Origin of the sequence: Candidatus Arsenophonus triatominarum, assembly GCF_001640365.1 — a bacterium.
GTDB lineage: Bacteria > Pseudomonadota > Gammaproteobacteria > Enterobacterales > Enterobacteriaceae > Arsenophonus > Arsenophonus triatominarum.
In genome coordinates, this window is the sequence record NZ_LWMI01000007.1 from 226,472 (window position 1) to 243,530 (window position 17,059).

17 protein-coding genes and 1 pseudogene are annotated in these 17,059 nt (G+C 31.6%); 14 read left to right on the top strand and 4 right to left on the bottom strand.

Translation table 11 applies throughout. From position 1 onward, the window contains the following. The first annotated feature begins 10 nt into the window (after nucleotides 1–10). Nucleotides 11–826 (top strand): serine O-acetyltransferase, encoded by an 816-nt coding sequence (gene cysE / locus AYJ55_RS06305; protein ID WP_063654925.1) that lies wholly within the window; start codon nucleotides 11–13, stop codon nucleotides 824–826. Between the two features lie 28 nt (nucleotides 827–854). On the opposite strand, the gene trmL is transcribed toward cysE, so the two are convergent. From trmL to AYJ55_RS28240, 4 genes and pseudogenes are all read right to left on the bottom strand, one after another. Beyond that, nucleotides 855–1,358 carry a tRNA (uridine(34)/cytosine(34)/5-carboxymethylaminomethyluridine(34)-2'-O)-methyltransferase TrmL gene (gene trmL / locus AYJ55_RS06310; RefSeq protein WP_063654926.1) on the bottom strand — a complete coding sequence of 168 codons (504 nt, stop codon included), beginning with the start codon at nucleotides 1,356–1,358 and terminating at the stop codon, nucleotides 855–857. 208 nt (nucleotides 1,359–1,566) lie between these two features. Then, nucleotides 1,567–2,100 (bottom strand): IS630 family transposase, encoded by a 534-nt coding sequence (locus AYJ55_RS06315; RefSeq protein WP_342668147.1) that lies wholly within the window; start codon nucleotides 2,098–2,100, stop codon nucleotides 1,567–1,569. Beyond that, complete coding sequence (locus AYJ55_RS06320; protein ID WP_063653415.1) at nucleotides 2,024–2,389, bottom strand: IS630 transposase-related protein; 366 nt, start codon at nucleotides 2,387–2,389, stop codon at nucleotides 2,024–2,026. The genes AYJ55_RS06315 and AYJ55_RS06320 overlap by 77 nt, the downstream gene beginning before the upstream one ends. Next, nucleotides 2,373–2,543: pseudogene (locus AYJ55_RS28240) on the bottom strand (UDP-N-acetylglucosamine 4-epimerase); the annotation flags it as partial. The pseudogene AYJ55_RS28240 and the gene AYJ55_RS06320, both read right to left, overlap by 17 nt. 86 nt (nucleotides 2,544–2,629) lie before the next feature. Here AYJ55_RS28240 and AYJ55_RS06325 point away from each other — a divergent pair. The 13 genes from AYJ55_RS06325 to wecB all read left to right on the top strand — a co-directional run bounded on the left by AYJ55_RS06325 (nucleotide 2,630) and on the right by wecB (nucleotide 17,030). Then, nucleotides 2,630–3,529 carry a transposase family protein gene (locus tag AYJ55_RS06325; RefSeq protein ID WP_063654927.1) on the top strand — a complete coding sequence of 300 codons (900 nt, stop codon included), beginning with the start codon at nucleotides 2,630–2,632 and terminating at the stop codon, nucleotides 3,527–3,529. A gap of 1,682 nt (nucleotides 3,530–5,211) precedes the next feature. Then, the gene (locus AYJ55_RS06330; protein ID WP_063654928.1) at nucleotides 5,212–5,610 is read left to right on the top strand and encodes an FAD synthase family protein; all 399 of its coding nucleotides are present in this window, start codon (nucleotides 5,212–5,214) and stop codon (nucleotides 5,608–5,610) included. A gap of 103 nt (nucleotides 5,611–5,713) precedes the next feature. Beyond that, the gene (locus AYJ55_RS06335; protein WP_342668148.1) at nucleotides 5,714–6,760 is read left to right on the top strand and encodes a CDP-glycerol glycerophosphotransferase family protein; all 1,047 of its coding nucleotides are present in this window, start codon (nucleotides 5,714–5,716) and stop codon (nucleotides 6,758–6,760) included. Beyond that, nucleotides 6,708–7,853 (top strand): glycosyltransferase family 4 protein, encoded by a 1,146-nt coding sequence (locus AYJ55_RS06340; RefSeq protein ID WP_162505355.1) that lies wholly within the window; start codon nucleotides 6,708–6,710, stop codon nucleotides 7,851–7,853. Before AYJ55_RS06335 ends, AYJ55_RS06340 begins: the two co-directional genes overlap by 53 nt. Beyond that, on the top strand, nucleotides 7,850–8,200 hold the full coding sequence (locus tag AYJ55_RS28245) for a hypothetical protein (protein ID WP_162505356.1): 351 nt from the start codon (nucleotides 7,850–7,852) through the stop codon (nucleotides 8,198–8,200). Before AYJ55_RS06340 ends, AYJ55_RS28245 begins: the two co-directional genes overlap by 4 nt. 56 nt (nucleotides 8,201–8,256) lie before the next feature. Beyond that, nucleotides 8,257–8,895, top strand: coding sequence for a glycosyltransferase (locus AYJ55_RS28250; RefSeq protein WP_162505357.1), 639 nt, complete (start codon nucleotides 8,257–8,259; stop codon nucleotides 8,893–8,895). Nucleotides 8,896–8,897: 2 nt separating this feature from the next. Further along, on the top strand, nucleotides 8,898–10,292 hold the full coding sequence (locus AYJ55_RS06350) for an oligosaccharide flippase family protein (protein ID WP_063654929.1): 1,395 nt from the start codon (nucleotides 8,898–8,900) through the stop codon (nucleotides 10,290–10,292). Between the two features lies 1 nt (nucleotide 10,293). Next, nucleotides 10,294–11,454 carry an EpsG family protein gene (locus AYJ55_RS35665; protein ID WP_063654930.1) on the top strand — a complete coding sequence of 387 codons (1,161 nt, stop codon included), beginning with the start codon at nucleotides 10,294–10,296 and terminating at the stop codon, nucleotides 11,452–11,454. After that, complete coding sequence (locus tag AYJ55_RS06360) at nucleotides 11,454–12,551, top strand: glycosyltransferase (protein ID WP_063654931.1); 1,098 nt, start codon at nucleotides 11,454–11,456, stop codon at nucleotides 12,549–12,551. Before AYJ55_RS35665 ends, AYJ55_RS06360 begins: the two co-directional genes overlap by 1 nt. Further along, the gene (locus tag AYJ55_RS06365; RefSeq protein WP_063654932.1) at nucleotides 12,541–13,749 is read left to right on the top strand and encodes a glycosyltransferase family 4 protein; all 1,209 of its coding nucleotides are present in this window, start codon (nucleotides 12,541–12,543) and stop codon (nucleotides 13,747–13,749) included. Before AYJ55_RS06360 ends, AYJ55_RS06365 begins: the two co-directional genes overlap by 11 nt. A gap of 2 nt (nucleotides 13,750–13,751) precedes the next feature. Beyond that, a complete protein-coding gene (locus AYJ55_RS06370) occupies nucleotides 13,752–14,786 on the top strand; it encodes a polysaccharide biosynthesis protein (protein WP_063654933.1) in 1,035 nt (344 codons plus the stop codon). A 2-nt stretch (nucleotides 14,787–14,788) separates the two neighbouring features. After that, nucleotides 14,789–15,907 carry a polysaccharide biosynthesis C-terminal domain-containing protein gene (locus tag AYJ55_RS06375; RefSeq protein WP_063654934.1) on the top strand — a complete coding sequence of 373 codons (1,119 nt, stop codon included), beginning with the start codon at nucleotides 14,789–14,791 and terminating at the stop codon, nucleotides 15,905–15,907. Beyond that, the gene (wecB, locus tag AYJ55_RS06380; RefSeq protein ID WP_063654935.1) at nucleotides 15,897–17,030 is read left to right on the top strand and encodes a non-hydrolyzing UDP-N-acetylglucosamine 2-epimerase; all 1,134 of its coding nucleotides are present in this window, start codon (nucleotides 15,897–15,899) and stop codon (nucleotides 17,028–17,030) included. The genes AYJ55_RS06375 and wecB overlap by 11 nt, the downstream gene beginning before the upstream one ends. The last annotated feature ends 29 nt before the right edge of the window (nucleotides 17,031–17,059 follow it).

Sequence of the window (17,059 nt, forward strand, 5' to 3'; positions counted from 1 at the left end):
GAGTGTGAATATGTCTCGACAGCAACTTGAGGAAATTTGGACGATAATAAAGCAAGAGGGTGAAATTTTAGCCAATTGTGAACCAATATTAGCCAGTTTTTTTCATGCGACATTACTTAAACATGATAATCTTGGTAATGCGTTAAGTTATATCTTGGCAAACAAGTTAGCTACCCCGATTATGCCAACGATTGCCGTTCGAGAGATCATTCAAGATGCTTATAAAAACGATAAACAAATGATCGCTTATGCCGCTCGTGATCTAAAAGCTATCGTGCAACGTGATCCGGCAGTCGACAAATATTCAATCCCGTTATTATATTTAAAGGGCATTCATGCTTTACAGGCTTATCGTATCGGCTACTGGTTATGGAAAGTGGATCGCACGACATTAGCAACTTATCTGCAAAGCCAAATATCTGTCTCTTTTGGGGTTGATACCCATCCCGCGGCTAGTATTGGCTACGGTATTATGCTTGATCACGCAATAGGTATCGTTATAGGAGAAACGGCGGTAGTTGAAAATGACGTTTCGATATTGCAATCAGTCACCCTTGGTGGAACCGGCAAAACAGGTGGAGATAGTCATCCTAAAGTTCGTGAAGGGGTGATGATCGGGGCGGGAGCAAAAATTTTAGGCAATATAGAAATTGGCAAGGGTGCTAAAATTGGCGCGGGTTCAGTAGTTTTACACCCTGTACCACCTCATACTACCGTGGCAGGAGTACCAGCGCGCAAAGTGGGAACACCAAACAGCAAAAAACCTTCACTAGATATGGATCAAAACTTTAGCAACTCAATCCATGGTTTTGGTGAGGGTATCTAACCATGCCATCAGCCTGTGGTGAATAAAATTACTCACGCAACAGTGCACCGGAGTAATCCAACTGGCGCCATGCTTCAAATACCACCACTGCAACGGAATTGGACAAATTCATACTGCGGCTATCTGCTAACATTGGGATACGGATCTTTTGACTGGTTGATAGCTCATCAAGAACATATGCAGGTAAACCGCGTGTCTCCGGACCAAACATTAAATAATCTCCCAGCCGATATTCCACACTGCTATGACTTGGCGTTCCTTTGGTTGTCAAAGCAAACAAACGGTTAGCAGATGCTGTCTGACAATGCGCTTTGGACAAAGCAATACTAGTTAGAAAAGCAAAATAATCATGATGACGCTTAATATTGGCAAACTCATGATAATCTAACCCTGCCCGCCGTAACCGTTTATCGTCCCAGGTAAAACCCAATGGTTCAATGAGATGTAATTGACAACCGGTATTCGCGCATAGACGAATAATATTACCGGTATTCGGTGGAATTTCAGGTTCAAATAAAACGATGTTTAGCATACAGCCCTCAATAATAAGTGCTGTATTCTAACACAATCATTGTCTCTGATAACGATTTCAATTGCGACCGATCAAGCAAACAGAATTTTTTATTAATCTAATGATTTTTTTAACTCAAACTGAACGGTATTTTCTATCCCCTTTGCCAAGGTTACCGGCGGTTCAAATTCCGTTTCAGCTATGGTATAGCTAGGCGACTTAATTTTGATTACAGCATATGTATTAAAAACAGGTCATCGATAGTGCATCCTGTTTCCATCTTTTTACGTTTAGCTTGAGACCATTTATGTTCTATAGGATTTAAATCTGGTGAATACACAGGCAAATATTCTATCTGGTGTCCTGCGTTTATAATTGCCTGTTCAATATTCTTACCTTTGTGAAAGCTAGCGTTGTCCATAAAAATAACAGAATTTTCAGGAAGTTCTGGGAGCAATATTTTTGTGATCCAAACATAAAAAACATCACGATTAATATTGCAATCAAATAATCCGATAGCAAAAAGGGTTGTTCCCAATAAAGCGCCAATAACATTTGTTCTTCCCTTAGCACCCCAGTTTTTCAGGCCAAAACAACGGTGACCTTTTGGGGAATAGCCGTGAGTTCGTGGAGTGTCATGTGAAAAACCACTTTCATCAATAAAAACAACAGATTTATCTTTTTTTTCATACTGTTGTCTTTTTTGCTGATGTGCCAGCTTGTCGCTTTCGTTGGTTTTTGGATGGAATAGAGTTTTTTTTATAGGTTAATCCCAGCTTTTTAAGGGATTGCCAAATAGTCTTTTTACAAACACCGAATCGCTCTGCCCGTTCCTTTTGGTAAGCATCTGGATACTGTTCCACATCTTTTGCTAAAGCATTTTTATCGAGCTTCCTCTTACGTGGCGTTGAATTTTTTGGCTCTGGTCGTTTAAGCCAACGTACTAAAGACGCTTTTCCAATACGGAATTGTTTCGCAGTTTCTCGAATTGTTAAACCTTCGGCTTTCCTTACAGATATTACTTTACGTCGAAAATCAATTGTATAACTCATAACACACCTTGTAATCAAAATTAAGTCGCCTAGCTATATCAGATTTAAATTGGGTGCGAGCACAGAATTTTTTGACACGAATACTGCTTATAGGAAATTTTTTACCCGTTATTTTAGCAAGCAAATCAAAACAATAACCGGCCAAAAGACCCAACAAAATAGTTGCTGAATAGAGACTTGCATTTTTTGTCACGCTATAGACAATAAAAAGAGGTTTAACTTAGAAAATAACGGTTTGAAATGATCAACAAAGAGCGGTTGTTACGAGATAATCGTTTATGTAAAGCAATCATTGGATTATCAGTCGAAGAATTGAAAAATTTAGCCGCTGAATTTTCAGCTTGTTATTTGATTTATCGGAAAAAGAATCGAAAAGATCACGAGCGGCAGATGGGTGCAGGGCAGAAAGGATTTATCCCAACCCCATTAGATAAACTGCTTTTTATTTTATTGTATTTAAAATGTTATCCGACCTATGATTTGCAAGGACTTCTTTTTGGTTTAGATAGAACACGGGTATGTCGCTGGGTAAAAATATTATTGCCGGTTTTAGAGATGACCTTGGGGCGAGAATGTGTTTTGCCCGCTCGTCAAATTCGCTCTGCTGAGGAATTTTTTCGCGCCTTTCCTGGAGTTAAAGACGTCTTTATTGATGGGACAGAGCGACCTGTCCAAAAGCCTAAGAATCTGTGTCCGCGAAAAAAAATGTATTCGGGAAAGAAAAGACAGACCACTCGAAAAGGGCTTATTATGACTGACGAAACGAGGAAAATTGGATTTATCCCCATGATCAAAAATGGGCGCCGTCACGATAAACGCTTACTCGATAAAGTCGATATAATTCGCCATATTCCCCCTGAGGTAACCATCTGGGCCGATACCGGTTTTCAGGGTATAGATAAACAGCATCCTAATACACAAATCCCAAAAAAAGGAACTCGAAAAAGACCTTTATCGCCTGAACAAAAACAAGAAAATAAAATAATCTCGGGCATCCGTATTACGGTTGAACACGCCATCGCGGGTATCAAGCGCCTCGGTTGTATGACCCAAATTTTACGGAATCGTAGACCCTTTATTGATGATACCTTTTTACTCCTTAGTGCCGGTCTTTGGAATTTCCATCTCAGAACAGCCTAAAATTTACTTCAATCACCGAAAATACCCTTATTTCACTATTAAGCAACACGCTTAGTGAGTATTGTGGTAAAGTTGAGCATCACGATTAACGAATAAGGAATTCGAAGATTGGATTTCTGTTTTTGCAATGCCAGACAAATAATTCCTGTTAACTGATCCATGGTGAAATTAGAAAGCGATACTTTGAATTACTCCAATATAATTTACAATTACTCCGCTGGCTGTCGTTGACGGGAGGGAACGTAGTAATACTTTTTTAGTCACACTCTATATGTGAATCATAGTTAAGATACTTGGTATAATATTCAGTTTCCATACATCCTTTAATACAACATCTGCGGCTTTTTTCAGCCCATTTCTTCAAGAGCTACAAATGATTATTGAATAAAAAGCGATAAAACATAGTAAATGAAATATGTTATCAGAGAATATAGGGTAATCAGGCAAGGTTATTTTTAATTCATAGTTGCCAAGCATTAACTTATAATGCACTCAGTTTTAACCTTTACAAATAAATTCACATAAATTATAACTATAATTTTCATAACATTAAGGCAAGCATTATCGAGTGGTTGTTCCTTAAAAAGTTAAGTCCACTTTGCCCAAATTAAAAAGTTAACTGAAGCGCGGTGACACAAGTGGTTTTGAAATTACTATAATATAAGCCCCCTATCAGTCAATGGTAAATTATCTCTGTAGGCGATCTATTTGGCTCAATACATTATTTACATTAAGACTTACGAAAACAAACCTAACAATCAATCCCTATTTACAATACTTAAATCACAAAAAAAAGATTAAGAAAGCGATCAAAACAGAAAAATCATATTTGTGATATAAAAGGATTTTTGAGATCATCACTTAAGGTTATACGCCGACGAGAAAGGCACTTTCATACCCAAAGAGTTTATTTAAAAAGTTTCTTCATGGTAGCAAGTAGCTTTTTTTGACTGTATATTTATGGTAGAATATATTAGCGATGGAGTCGACATTACAAAATGTTTCAGGAAAAAATTATATCTATAACTCATTAAAACGTCAATGCTGGCCATAAAAGCTGATTGCTTATAGGCCGTTAAGTATATAGTTTAGCTGCTACCGCTACCATCTTGGACAAAGTGATGATGTTATCTTGTTACTGGTAAGAGTAAGGACAATGTTCCTGATTTAAAGCAAATTTTGTCGCAGATTACGAAGGAAGTGGTTAATTTTTGGAATATTGTGATGACAACTACTGCAAAACAACGACGTCGGAAAAACGGCAAAAAGGAATTAAAGAAGCCAAAGAACAAACTGTAATGAAGCTCGCTAGCTTTTTAATAATAAAAATATTATCAAAACGTTAACGTTTCTATCGAATACAGAAATAAAAAACTATTTAAAGATTAATTTATAGACGATCTAACTTTTACCAACAAATGGTATCATTAGATGGTTGTTATCAAAGATAAGCTTAATCAATGGTATTTTTAAGTAAGATAGCAGAAAAAAGACGCAGTATAATATAACTATTAAATTTTCTTTCAGGACTAAGTGGAATTTTTTGTGAAAATTACATTTCTAATGATCATATGACTTATCGTTAATAATTATTTACCTAATATACTAAATTTAGATATTATAGATTTTACAATAACGTCTTTTTAGTTTCATAGCGTTATTATCATAATAATGGGTTTATCATGAAGAATATTATTACTTTTGGGACATTCGATGCTTTCCATGTTGGCCATATCAACATATTGGAACGTGCAGCATCTTATGGCAATAAGCTTATTGTTGGTGTTTCATCAGATGAATTAAGTTTTAATAAAAAGAAAAGATATCCTATTTATTGTCAGAATGATCGCTTGAAGATCATTAATTCATTACGATTCGTCGATGAGGTTTTTGTTGAAGAATCACTAGAGTTAAAATTAGATTATATTAAACAATATAATGCGACAGTATTAGTAATGGGAGATGATTGGTTGGGACATTTTGACTGGGTGAAAAAAGCCTGTGATGTCCTTTATTTACCAAGAACTCCATCAATATCAACTACTGAAATTATCGAAGTTGTAAGGTCAATGCCAAAGTGATGAGTAAGAAAAAAGTTACTAGGATTCTAAAAAAAATAGTTAGTATTATAAGTATCCTCATACCTAAAAATAAAAAAAAATAATATTTAAAAGTCGACCTGATATATCAGGAAATGCTAAAGCATTAAGCGAATTCATAAGCAAGAAGCACTATGATTATGAAATCATTTGGCTCGTAGAAAGTAACTGTGAAGCTAAAAACTGCACTATAATAAAGTCAGGAACACTTAAGTCTTTCTATCACTACTTTACAAGTAAATACATTGTTACAACTCATAATGAAATGATTGGAACTACATCAAATTCACAGATATATGTCAGTTTATGGCATGGAATGCCGTTGAAAAAAATAGGCTATCTAGGTTTTGATAGCGTAGGAATGGAAGATTATTCTGCAAATAGAATAGCTACATCCGAGATTATGCGTTCTGTTATTTCTGCCTGCTTTAGAGAAAAAGCAAATAATGTATATATAACAGGACAACCCAGAAATGATTTTCTATTTGAAAATCGAGCGATAGATTTCACAGATAAGATTTCAAAAACTAATAGAAAAAAAATAATATTTGCTCCGACTTTTAGAGAGAATCAAACGTCATTAAAATATTCGGATGGTGATGCAATTAAAGAAAATAATTTTTTTCGAGTAACTGACTTCAACATCGAGGCTCTTGATATTTTCCTTGATGAAAATAATGCAGAGCTTTTTATCAAACTTCATCCTTTTGAAGAAAAAACATTCATTTCAACTGAATTAACTAAAAATATAACAATAATAAAAACAGAAACACTACAAGAAATAAACTTAGATATAAATCATTTGCTTAATAAGATGGATATACTAATTACTGACTACTCATCCATCTATTTTGATTATATGTTGCTCGATAGACCTATTTGTTTTCTTATACCTGACATTGATGAATATGAAAATTTAAAAGGTGGCTTTATACTTGAACCAGTGACTTTTTGGATGCCAGGGGCTCACATATTCAATCAGAATTCCTTACAGAATGAGTTAAAAAAATTGCTAAATGGGCAAGATGATTATCAGAAACAGCGTAATACGATTAACAATTTAATTAATTTTTATAAAGATGAGAACAGCAGTGAGAGAGTCTTCCAAAAATTCTTTATCTCAAAGCAATAAAAAAATAGCTATCAAATTTTTATTAGGAGATATCTCATCCAGAGGTGGAATAGAGAGAGTATCTGTTTCTTTAGCGAATGCACTTTCAGATAATTATGATGTTGAAATAATAAGTTTATATAAAACCAACCAGGAACCATATTTTAAGCTATCGAAAAAAATAAACATTCATATTCTGAACGATGGGTATGAAGAAAGCATGTACAATAGGAGGAAAAAATTTATTCAAGGCATTATATTTGATTTGAAATATATAAACAGAAAAAATAAGTCACTAAGAAAATTTATTGCCTACAATGATATTATCATATCATGCGATACAAAAATGTCATTATTAGCAATGTTATCAGGTAGTAAATATATTATTGCTATTGAGCATTTTGAATATGATATTATAAATCCAGTTTTAAGGTATGTTCGAAAAATTATTTATAAAAAAATTTCAGCAGTTATTACCCTAACTAATGAAGATGTAGATAAATATTCTTGGCTTCCCAAGCATAAACATAAAATAATTCCAAACATTGTTGAAATACCCATACCCAAAGAAAAAAAAACATTAAAAACAGGTAAAAATGTACTAGCTATAGGGCGTTTTGTTGAACAAAAAGGGTTTGATCTTTTACTCTCTGCTTGGTCTAAAATTTCAACTAAAGGATGGTCGTTGATAATAGTAGGAGATGGACCAGATAAACCCCTACTTGAAAAATTTATTAACGATAATGAGTTAAATAACGTAGTACTAGCTCCTTTCACAGAAAACATCGGGGAGTATTATGAACAAGCCGAGATATTTGTCTTATCTTCACGATATGAAGGTTTGGGTATGGTTCTTATTGAAGCCCTTGCATACAGTCTCCCTTGTATAAGCTTTAATTGTCCTGCAGGACCTAAAACTATTCTTAGCAAAGATAACGGAATTTTAGTTAAAGCTGAAAACTGTGAAGAGTTATCAATAGCAATAAAAAAACTTATGAATGATGAAAATTTAAGAAAACTATATTCATCCAAAGCCTTATTTAGCATAAAAGAATATACTAAAGAGCAAGTATTAAAACTTTGGATTGAAACTATTGAGCAAATAAGTAAATGAATATTTATGATTTTATTTTTATTACCAATATACCTGCATTTTATAAAGTAAATCTTTTTAATAGACTTGCTAAACATTGTCGTATAAAGGTAATTTTTATCGCAAAAAAATCAAAAATGCGGAATAATGATTTTTATAATTATCATCATGAATTTGCTCGTGAGTATATCAATACTGGAAATTTTGAAGATCGTGACAAACTAAAAACACTTATCAATGTATATAAAAGCATAAAAAATAATAGGTTTACTAAACTTATTTATCCTGGCTGGGAAATAAAAGAATTATTATTTTTATCTCTTCTAATAAAAAAAAAAATAATTCAATCGTTATCGAAAGTAGCATAAATGAAACAAAAACAAATGGTTATGCATGGCTATTAAAAAAATTATTTGTAAAAAGAATGAGCTCAGCATACCCATCGGGGATTCTACAAAAGAAAATACTTGAAAAAATAAAATTTAAAGGAGAAATCACATTAACCCATGGTGTAGGTATTCCTAATTATATAAGGCGGCCTTTTAAATATTCTTATGAAAAAAAAGAAAATTTAACATTAACCTATTTATATGTTGGACGATTATCTGAAGAGAAAAATTTGTCATTTCTAGTAGAAATATTTAATGAAAGACAGGAAAAGTTGATTATTGTAGGTGATGGTCCTGAAGCTTATAATCTAAAAAGAAAAGCTAAGAGCAATATTAGTTTTCTAGGTTATATCAATAACAAAGATCTAAAACAAATTTATAAGTCCGTTGATGTATTTATTCTTCCATCTAAGTCAGAACCATGGGGGTTAGTAATTGAAGAAGCTCTTACTTTTGGTTTACCTGTCATAGTAAGTAACAAAGTTGGGTGCAAAGATGATTTGGTTTTTAAAAAAAATGGGCTGATTTTTGATATCAATAATAATGATTCATTTAGAATTTGTTTAGATGATATGAGTAAAAATTACAAAAAATACTTTGAGCATGTAAATACTTTAGATATGAAATTAATATACGAAAAACAAGTTGAATCTTATTTAATTTCACTGGAATAAAAATGAAATCTAAAACATTAACAAATTTTTTTAATTATGCTCTTGGGGATATATTCGTCAAAGGATTTTTATTTATCTCACTACCTTTACTTTCTAATTTACTTGATCCGATACAATATGGATATCTCTCACTCATTAATACCGCAATAATGATTTTATATGTATTTATTAGTTTAAATTTACAAAATGCAATAACTAATAGATTCATGATAACAAGTGAAAATTTTAATAGCTACTTATCAAGTATACTTTATTTTATTATCCCATTTCAGATTATATTGATAATACTAGAACCTTTATATAGAGTATCCGTAAGCTCTTTTCTTGGTATAAATGAAAAAGATTTCATATATGTATTATCAATATGCGTTATGCTTACATACATATATATATATACCTCTTATCTTCAAGCATCAAGTCAAAGTAAACGCTATGTCATTTTTAATATAATTGCTAAAGTTAGTGAAATAATATTAATTTTTTCCTTTGCATACTTTTTAACATCAAATCAATATATGTCAAAAATTTATGCTCAAATGATTGTCAATATAATACTCATTGTATACATTTTAATGATATCATCGAAGCTAAATCGTGGAAAATTTGATTTTATTTATTTAAAAGAAGCATTAATGTTTTCGCTACCACTAATTGTACATGTTCTATCAAATTCACTTTTGTCGCAAGCTGATAAACTTATTATCAATAAAATGATGGGTACCTATTCAGCAGGAATTTACTCCTTTGCATACAACGTTGGTATGTGTGTTATTGTCGTTATTATGGCATGGAACTCCTCTTGGCAACCCAAGCTTTATGAATTAATAAACAATAGAAATTATTGTTCAATAAAAATAACGACATACACAGGTACGATATTAATTTTTTTAATTTGCGTCCTCAGCATGTTGTTTTCAAAAGAAATGGTTATTTTTCTAGCTAGTGATAAATATTATGACAGTATCTCTATATTACCATTAATAATTATTGGGAATTCATTAATTCACGTCTATTTGATTTATGTTAATTTTGTCTTTTACAAAAAGAAAACAATTATTATTTCTTGTGCTACATTGGGAGCCTTGGTAATTAATGTCATCTTAAATTATTACTTAATTCCCAAGTTTGGGATTGCAGGCTCTGCTTGGGCGACAGTTATCGCTTACTTTTTCTTAGCTGCACTTCATTATGCGACAGGAACTTATATTACTAAAAACAATATTATTTCATTTAAATATCTTATCTTTTATACTATTGGATTGCTATTTATATATCGCGTAGTTTTATATTTAAATGAATTAAATACAATTGTAAGTTTGCTAATTAAATTTATGATTTTATTGATTATAATGATGTTTATAGTCAAATTTAAAATCTTGAAATTATTGAGTAATTAATATGATAATTTATATTTTATTTTCCACATTAATATTATTTATTGCTAATATTGATGTTGCTTTTTCTAAAAATAAATTAATAACTAAATATATTTTATTCTTATTTATTATTTTAGTAATTGGATTACGTTATGAACTCGGGGTAGATTGGCTTTTTTATCGTAATCTTTTTAACGGCAATAATAATAACACATTATCAATAGAGCCTGGATACAAACTACTGTCTTCATTTATAAGTTTTCTAGGTTTTGATTTTTGGCTTTTTGTATGCATGATAAGCATATTTATATTATTAATTCTTTATCATTTTTTTAAAAAGTACTCACCTTTCCCTCTTTTTTGTTTGAGTATTTATTTTATTTCATCCTTTGGTTTTAACATTGAGGCATTAAGGCAAATCATCGCTGTGGCGATTTTTTATATTGCATTGAATTACTACTTAAATAATAAGAAGAAACATTATATAATTTTATGTTTACTCGCTTCATCTTTTCATATGTCCGCGATGTTATTATTAATATTGCCATTTATAGATGGCCCATTTTTTAAGCGACTGATGAAAATTAGTGTTCTGATTGGTTTTATAATGTCTGTTATAGGATTATATCCTATAGAAACGATTTTAGCGACATTAACTTTACTCCCTGATAATTCATACCTTAAAAAGGTCCTATTATATTCTTTACCTGTAAATACCAGTAATGCATTTTCATTTAATTTATTCTTTAAAATTTTGATTATTTTTTATTATTTCTTTAAGAAAAAATACATTTACTCTGCGTTTATCAATAAAAAAATATCGTTAAGTATACTATCTAGTTTAGAGTCTCTCATATTAATAATGCTAATTGTCAATGTTTATCTTTGTAAGTATGGAACCATCACATCCAGAATAAATGAATATTTTTCTCCAATATTTATAATATTAGTTAGTTATTTAATAATGATAAGTAAACGTATAGTCAATAAGATTATTTTCTCATTTATATTTTCATGCTGCATACTAATTTCTTTTATTAGGTTCACATCGAATGAATATTTTCAAAAACAATATTTACCCTATAGGAATTATCTCTATTTTATGATAGCAGATGAAAATAAGTCCTTGACTCGAGAACGAGAACAAGCTGTAAAATTACATTGGATTGAAAGGAAAAAGTAATGCTATTAGTCAATGCTAGTAACTTATATATAGGGGGAGGACTCCAAGTTGGTATTTCAGTCATTGAGGAATTTACAGCATTAAAAGTTAATTATATAGCTGCAGTATCACCCCCTGTTTTTGAACAATTATCCAGTGAAGCGCAAAAATCATGCAAAGTAATTGAATCAACACCATCAGGTATATTCAATTTCTTTGCACGAAAAAAATTAAATGACTTAGTAAAAGAGTATCAAATAACAGATGTATTTACTGTATTTGGCCCAAGTTACTGGAAACCTAAAGTTAAAAATCATTTGGTTGGTTTTGCTCAAGCTTGGCTAATTTATGATACATCGATTATTATTGACATGCTTTCATTAAAAGAAAAAATGAAAATAATTGTTCTTAGTTTTATTCAACCCCTATATTTTAAACATAATTCTACAAAACTTGTGACTGAAACAGATGACGTCAGACTGCAAATCGAAAAACTCTTTAAAATTTGTCCAAAAAAAGTTTTTACAGTTTCAAATACGATTTCATCTATATTTTATGAACCGAAATTTTATGATCGTAAAATTCTAAATAAACTTCCTACTAAAAATGATGATATATGGTTACTCACAATCGCACACGATTATCCGCATAAAAATTTAGGAATTATAACTAAACTTGTAGAAAGACTGCCTTCTCAATTTAAATTTATTTTAACAGTCACTAATGAATTTAAGATAAAAATCCCTCTAAAATATCAAGATCGGGTTATAACTTTAGGTAAAATAAGTAGCGCACAATGCCCCCCTATATACGAAGTTTGTGATGCATTGTTTTTGCCTACCCTACTAGAATGTTTTAGTGTCTCCTATGTAGAAGCTATGTACATGGGTAAACCTGTCTTTACTTCAAATAGAGCATTTGCAAAAACGATATGTGGAGACGCTGCTTATTACTTCGATCCACTAAATGCCGATGATATAGCTAACACTATTATTAGAGCCTACGAAAATCCCATATTAATCAATGAAAGATGCTTGCGTGGGAAAGAACTTGTAGCTAAGTTTCCTTTAGCAAGAGAACGAGCTAAAAAATATTTGAGTATTTTATATGTTAACTGATATTAAAGAAAAAAGTATTATTTTACTTGTTGATGACTATATTCCTTATAGCACTAAAGTCGCAGCAAAAATGATGCATGAGCTTGCTTATGAATTAGTTCAACGTGGATATAAAGTAACAGTTATAACACCATCTAGCACTTTAAAAAAGCGTTATAGCAGTGACTATATAGATAATGTTGAAGTCATAAGATTCAAACTTGGCTCAATAAAAAACTGTTCGCTTATCAAACGTGCTATAAATGAATCACTTCTTCCATTTAAAGCATGGTTTCAAACAAATAGATATTTAAAAAACAAAAAATTTGATCTAATAATCAGTTATTCCCCATCCATTTTCTGGGGGTGGTTCGCTATAAAACTTAAAAAAATATTTCAATGCCCTTTGTATCTAATTTTGCGTGATTTCTTTCCTCAGTGGGTTATTGATAGTGGAATAATAAAAGAAAAAAGTCCTATTGCTAAATACTTTAGATTTATAGAAAAATTAAATTATAGCTCTGCAGATGTTATTGGAATCCAATCTTCTGCTAATATTGATTACTTTAAACAATGCTTTGGGAATCTTTACAATACTAGCTTATTATTCAATTGGGTAAATCCTAAAATAGAAAAAAATAATATAGATTTTAAGAAAAGCTTAGGCTTAGAAGGTAAAATTTTATTCTTTTATGGCGGAAATATTGGTAAAGCACAAGATATGAAAAACTTGGTAAGACTTGCCCAGAGACTTCAACATAAACCTGAAGCACATTTTGTTTTTCTGGGACAAGGTGATGAATTTGCTCTCATTAATAAGATTGTAATGCGCGATAAAATTAACAACGTCACTATATTACCACCAGTATCACAACAAAAATTCAAAGCGATTTTAAGCGAAGTTGATATCGGTCTTTTTTCTCTTTGTCGTAATCATAAAAGCCATAATTTTCCTGGAAAAATATTAGGTTATATGGCAAATAGTATTCCCATTTTAGGAAGCGTAAATAAAAAGAATGACCTGAAAAAAATAATAGAAGAATATAATGCAGGTTTTGTTTCTATTAATGGTGAAGACGATATTCTTTATCATAATGCACTAATTCTTCTTGAAAATCATTTATTAAGAAAACAGTTAGGAATTAATTCAAATCGTCTTTTATATGCAAAATTCACAGTATCCTCAGCTATTGATGAAATTCTAAATAATCAAGGTTAAAAATGTTCAATTCAAAAAAATTACTTATTACCGGAGGAACAGGTTCATTTGGCAATGCTGTCCTCAATCGTTTTCTGGAAACAGATATCGCAGAAATTCGTATTTTTAGTCGTGATGAGAAAAAACAAGATGACATGCGTAAGAAATACAAAAATGATAAGTTGAAGTTTTATATTGGTGATGTTAGAGATTACCAAAGTATTTCTAATGCCATGCGTGATGTAGATTATATTTTCCATGCAGCGGCTTTAAAGCAAGTTCCTTCTTGCGAGTTCTACCCTCTTGAAGCGGTTAAGACAAACATCTTAGGTACTGAAAATGTTATTGAATCAGCAATAAATCATAACGTTAAACGTATTATCTGCTTAAGTACAGATAAAGCAGTTTACCCTATCAATTCAATGGGTATTTCTAAAGCCATGATGGAAAAGATTATGGTAGCTAAATCCCGTAATATATCATCTTCTGGTACCGTTGTTTGTGGAACTCGATACGGAAATGTTATGGCATCACGTGGATCTGTGATCCCATTATTTGTTAATCAAATTTTACAAAATGAACCTATTAATGTAACTGATCTTGAAATGACACGCTTTATGATGACTCTTGAAGATGCAGTAGATCTGGTTATTCATGCTTTTTCTCAGGGCTCAAATGGCGATATTTTTGTTCAAAAAGCACCTGCAGCAACAATTGCTGTTTTAGTAGAAGCTATCGCTGAATTGATGAATAAACCCAAACATCAGATAAATATCATAGGTACGCGTCATGGCGAAAAACTTTTCGAAACATTGTTAACCCGAGAAGAGATGCTTCACGCGGAGGATCAAGGTAACTATTACCGTATTCCTGCAGATAATCGGGATTTAAATTATGACAAATTCTTTGAAAATGGCGAAAAACAAATAACTGAGATAGCAGATTATAACTCTCATAACACAACACGGCTATCTATTGATGATACAAAAAAATTACTATTAAAACTGAAATTTATGCGAGAAATTGTTAGTGGTAATATTGTACAATCGGAGTATTAATTATGCAAAATGTACTAATCACTGGCTCTAATGGTTTTATAGGTAAAAACCTGAATATGGCGCTTAAAGAGCGTAATTTCTCCGTTCTAACTTTTACTCGTGAAGATGATATAAATGTACTTACAGAAAAAGTTATAGCTGCAGATATAATATATCATTTAGCAGGCATTAATCGGCCATTAACTGATGATGAGTTTGTTTGTGGGAATACTAACCTTACAGAAACTTTAGTCAAAATTATTGTTGAGCGGAACCCTAATGTCCCGCTGATTTATGCCTCATCAAAACAAGCCGAAAAAGATAACGCCTATGGCAAAAGTAAATTAAATGCCGAAAAAATTATCCAGAATGCCGTTGAAAAATCAAATATTAATGCATCTATCTACCGCTTAAATGGGGTTTTTGGCAAATGGTGCCGACCAAATTATAATTCAGTAGTTGCGACATTCTGTTATAATGTAATTAATGATATACCCTTAATTATCGACGATCCTTTGTTTAACCTTGAGATTATTTATATTGATGATGTGATTGATGCATTTGTTGGGCATCTACATAATAAAAAAAGTAATGATATTTTTTATGATATTCCAATTAAGTATAAAATTTCAATCCAAAAATTAGCAGATAAAATAATAGGATTTAAATCTTCTCGCAATAATCTAACTATAGATTCAGTAGGTAAAGGTATTACCCGAGCCCTGTATGCTACTTATCTTAGTTATTTACCTCCCGAGAAATTTTCATATACGGTTCCTATATATGAAGATCTGCGAGGAAGTTTTGCTGAGTTGCTAAAAACATCGGCTTATGGTCAATTTTCGTTTTTTACCGCTAAACCAGGCATCATTCGTGGGGGACATTACCATCACACTAAAAATGAAAAATTCATTGTTGTATCTGGTAGGGCACTCTTTAGATTTGAACATATTATCACTCATGAAGTTATCGAATTTGAAAAAAACTCATCCAATATTGAGATTGTCGAAACTATACCAGGTTGGGCACATAACATCAAAAATATAGGCTCTAATGAATTAATTGTAATGTTGTGGGCAAATGAAGTTTTTGATCGTAATAAACCTGATACAATAGCTTGGGATATATTATATGAAAAATAAACTATGCGTACTTAGTATTGTTGGAACACGGCCTGAAATTATTAGGCTTTCAGAAGTATTTAAGAGGCTTGATGTATATTGCGAACATATTATTGTTCATACTGGTCAAAATTACGACTATGAATTAAATGAAATTTTCTTTAAAGATCTGGGTGTTAGAAAACCAGACTATTTTCTTAATGCGGCAGGTGAAAATGCAGCAATCACAATTGGTAATATTATAATTAAAGTGGATGAACTACTTTTTAAAATAAATCCCGATGCTATGTTAGTGTTAGGCGATACAAATAGTTGTTTAGCTGCATTGCCTGCTAAAAGAAAAAAAATACCTATTTTTCATATGGAAGCTGGTAATAGATGTTTTGATTTGAGAGTACCAGAGGAAATTAATAGAAAAATTGTTGATCATATTTCCGATATCAACTTGACCTATTCGGATATAGCTCGAGAATATCTCCTTTCTGAAGGTTTAAATCCGGATCTTGTAATAAAAACTGGCAGCCCAATGTTTGAAGTTATTAATCAACATATTGATAAAATCCGTGCGTCAGATATACTGAGCCGTATTAAACTTAAACTTGGTAAATTCTTTATTGTCAGTGCTCACCGTGAAGAAAATGTGGACAGCCCAAGTAATATTAGAAAGTTAGCGACCATCTTAAACAAAATTGCAGAAAAATATAACCTCCCTATCATCGTCTCAACTCATCCACGTACTCGTAAACGTATAGAAGAAAATAATCTTACTTTCCACTCAAATATTCAACTTCTAAAACCTCTGGGTTTTATTGATTATATTAAATTACAAATTGAGGCTAAGACTGTACTTTCCGATAGTGGAACAATTACAGAAGAATCTTCTATTCTTAATTTCCCTGCATTGAATATTCGTGAGACACATGAACGACCTGAGGGAATGGAAGAAGCTTCGGTAATGATGACTGGTTTAAATGTCGAGAGGGTCATGCAGGCATTATCTATTTTAGAAAAACAGCCAACTGGTGAACATCGTTTATTACGCTTAGTAAGCGATTACTCTATGCCTAACGTTTCAGATAAAGTTATACGTATAATACTCAGCTATATTGATTATATTAATCGTGTCGTTTGGAAAAAATATTAGTTTCTTATTATAGTGTTTGAGTGCTATTT

Bases quoted from the DNA above. Each gene is read 5' to 3' on its own strand.
- cysE (WP_063654925.1), top strand. From the start codon at position 11: ATGTCTCGACAGCAACTTGAGGAAATTTGGACGATAATAAAGCAAGAG.
- trmL (WP_063654926.1), bottom strand. From the start codon at position 1,358: ATGCTAAACATCGTTTTATTTGAACCTGAAATTCCACCGAATACCGGT.
- AYJ55_RS06320 (WP_063653415.1), bottom strand. From the start codon at position 2,389: ATGAGTTATACAATTGATTTTCGACGTAAAGTAATATCTGTAAGGAAA.
- AYJ55_RS06325 (WP_063654927.1), top strand. From the start codon at position 2,630: ATGATCAACAAAGAGCGGTTGTTACGAGATAATCGTTTATGTAAAGCA.
- AYJ55_RS06330 (WP_063654928.1), top strand. From the start codon at position 5,212: ATGAAGAATATTATTACTTTTGGGACATTCGATGCTTTCCATGTTGGC.
- AYJ55_RS06340 (WP_162505355.1), top strand. From the start codon at position 6,708: ATGAGAACAGCAGTGAGAGAGTCTTCCAAAAATTCTTTATCTCAAAGC.
- AYJ55_RS28245 (WP_162505356.1), top strand. From the start codon at position 7,850: ATGAATATTTATGATTTTATTTTTATTACCAATATACCTGCATTTTAT.
- AYJ55_RS28250 (WP_162505357.1), top strand. From the start codon at position 8,257: ATGAGCTCAGCATACCCATCGGGGATTCTACAAAAGAAAATACTTGAA.
- AYJ55_RS06350 (WP_063654929.1), top strand. From the start codon at position 8,898: ATGAAATCTAAAACATTAACAAATTTTTTTAATTATGCTCTTGGGGAT.
- AYJ55_RS35665 (WP_063654930.1), top strand. From the start codon at position 10,294: ATGATAATTTATATTTTATTTTCCACATTAATATTATTTATTGCTAAT.
- AYJ55_RS06360 (WP_063654931.1), top strand. From the start codon at position 11,454: ATGCTATTAGTCAATGCTAGTAACTTATATATAGGGGGAGGACTCCAA.
- AYJ55_RS06365 (WP_063654932.1), top strand. From the start codon at position 12,541: ATGTTAACTGATATTAAAGAAAAAAGTATTATTTTACTTGTTGATGAC.
- AYJ55_RS06370 (WP_063654933.1), top strand. From the start codon at position 13,752: ATGTTCAATTCAAAAAAATTACTTATTACCGGAGGAACAGGTTCATTT.
- AYJ55_RS06375 (WP_063654934.1), top strand. From the start codon at position 14,789: ATGCAAAATGTACTAATCACTGGCTCTAATGGTTTTATAGGTAAAAAC.
- wecB (WP_063654935.1), top strand. From the start codon at position 15,897: ATGAAAAATAAACTATGCGTACTTAGTATTGTTGGAACACGGCCTGAA.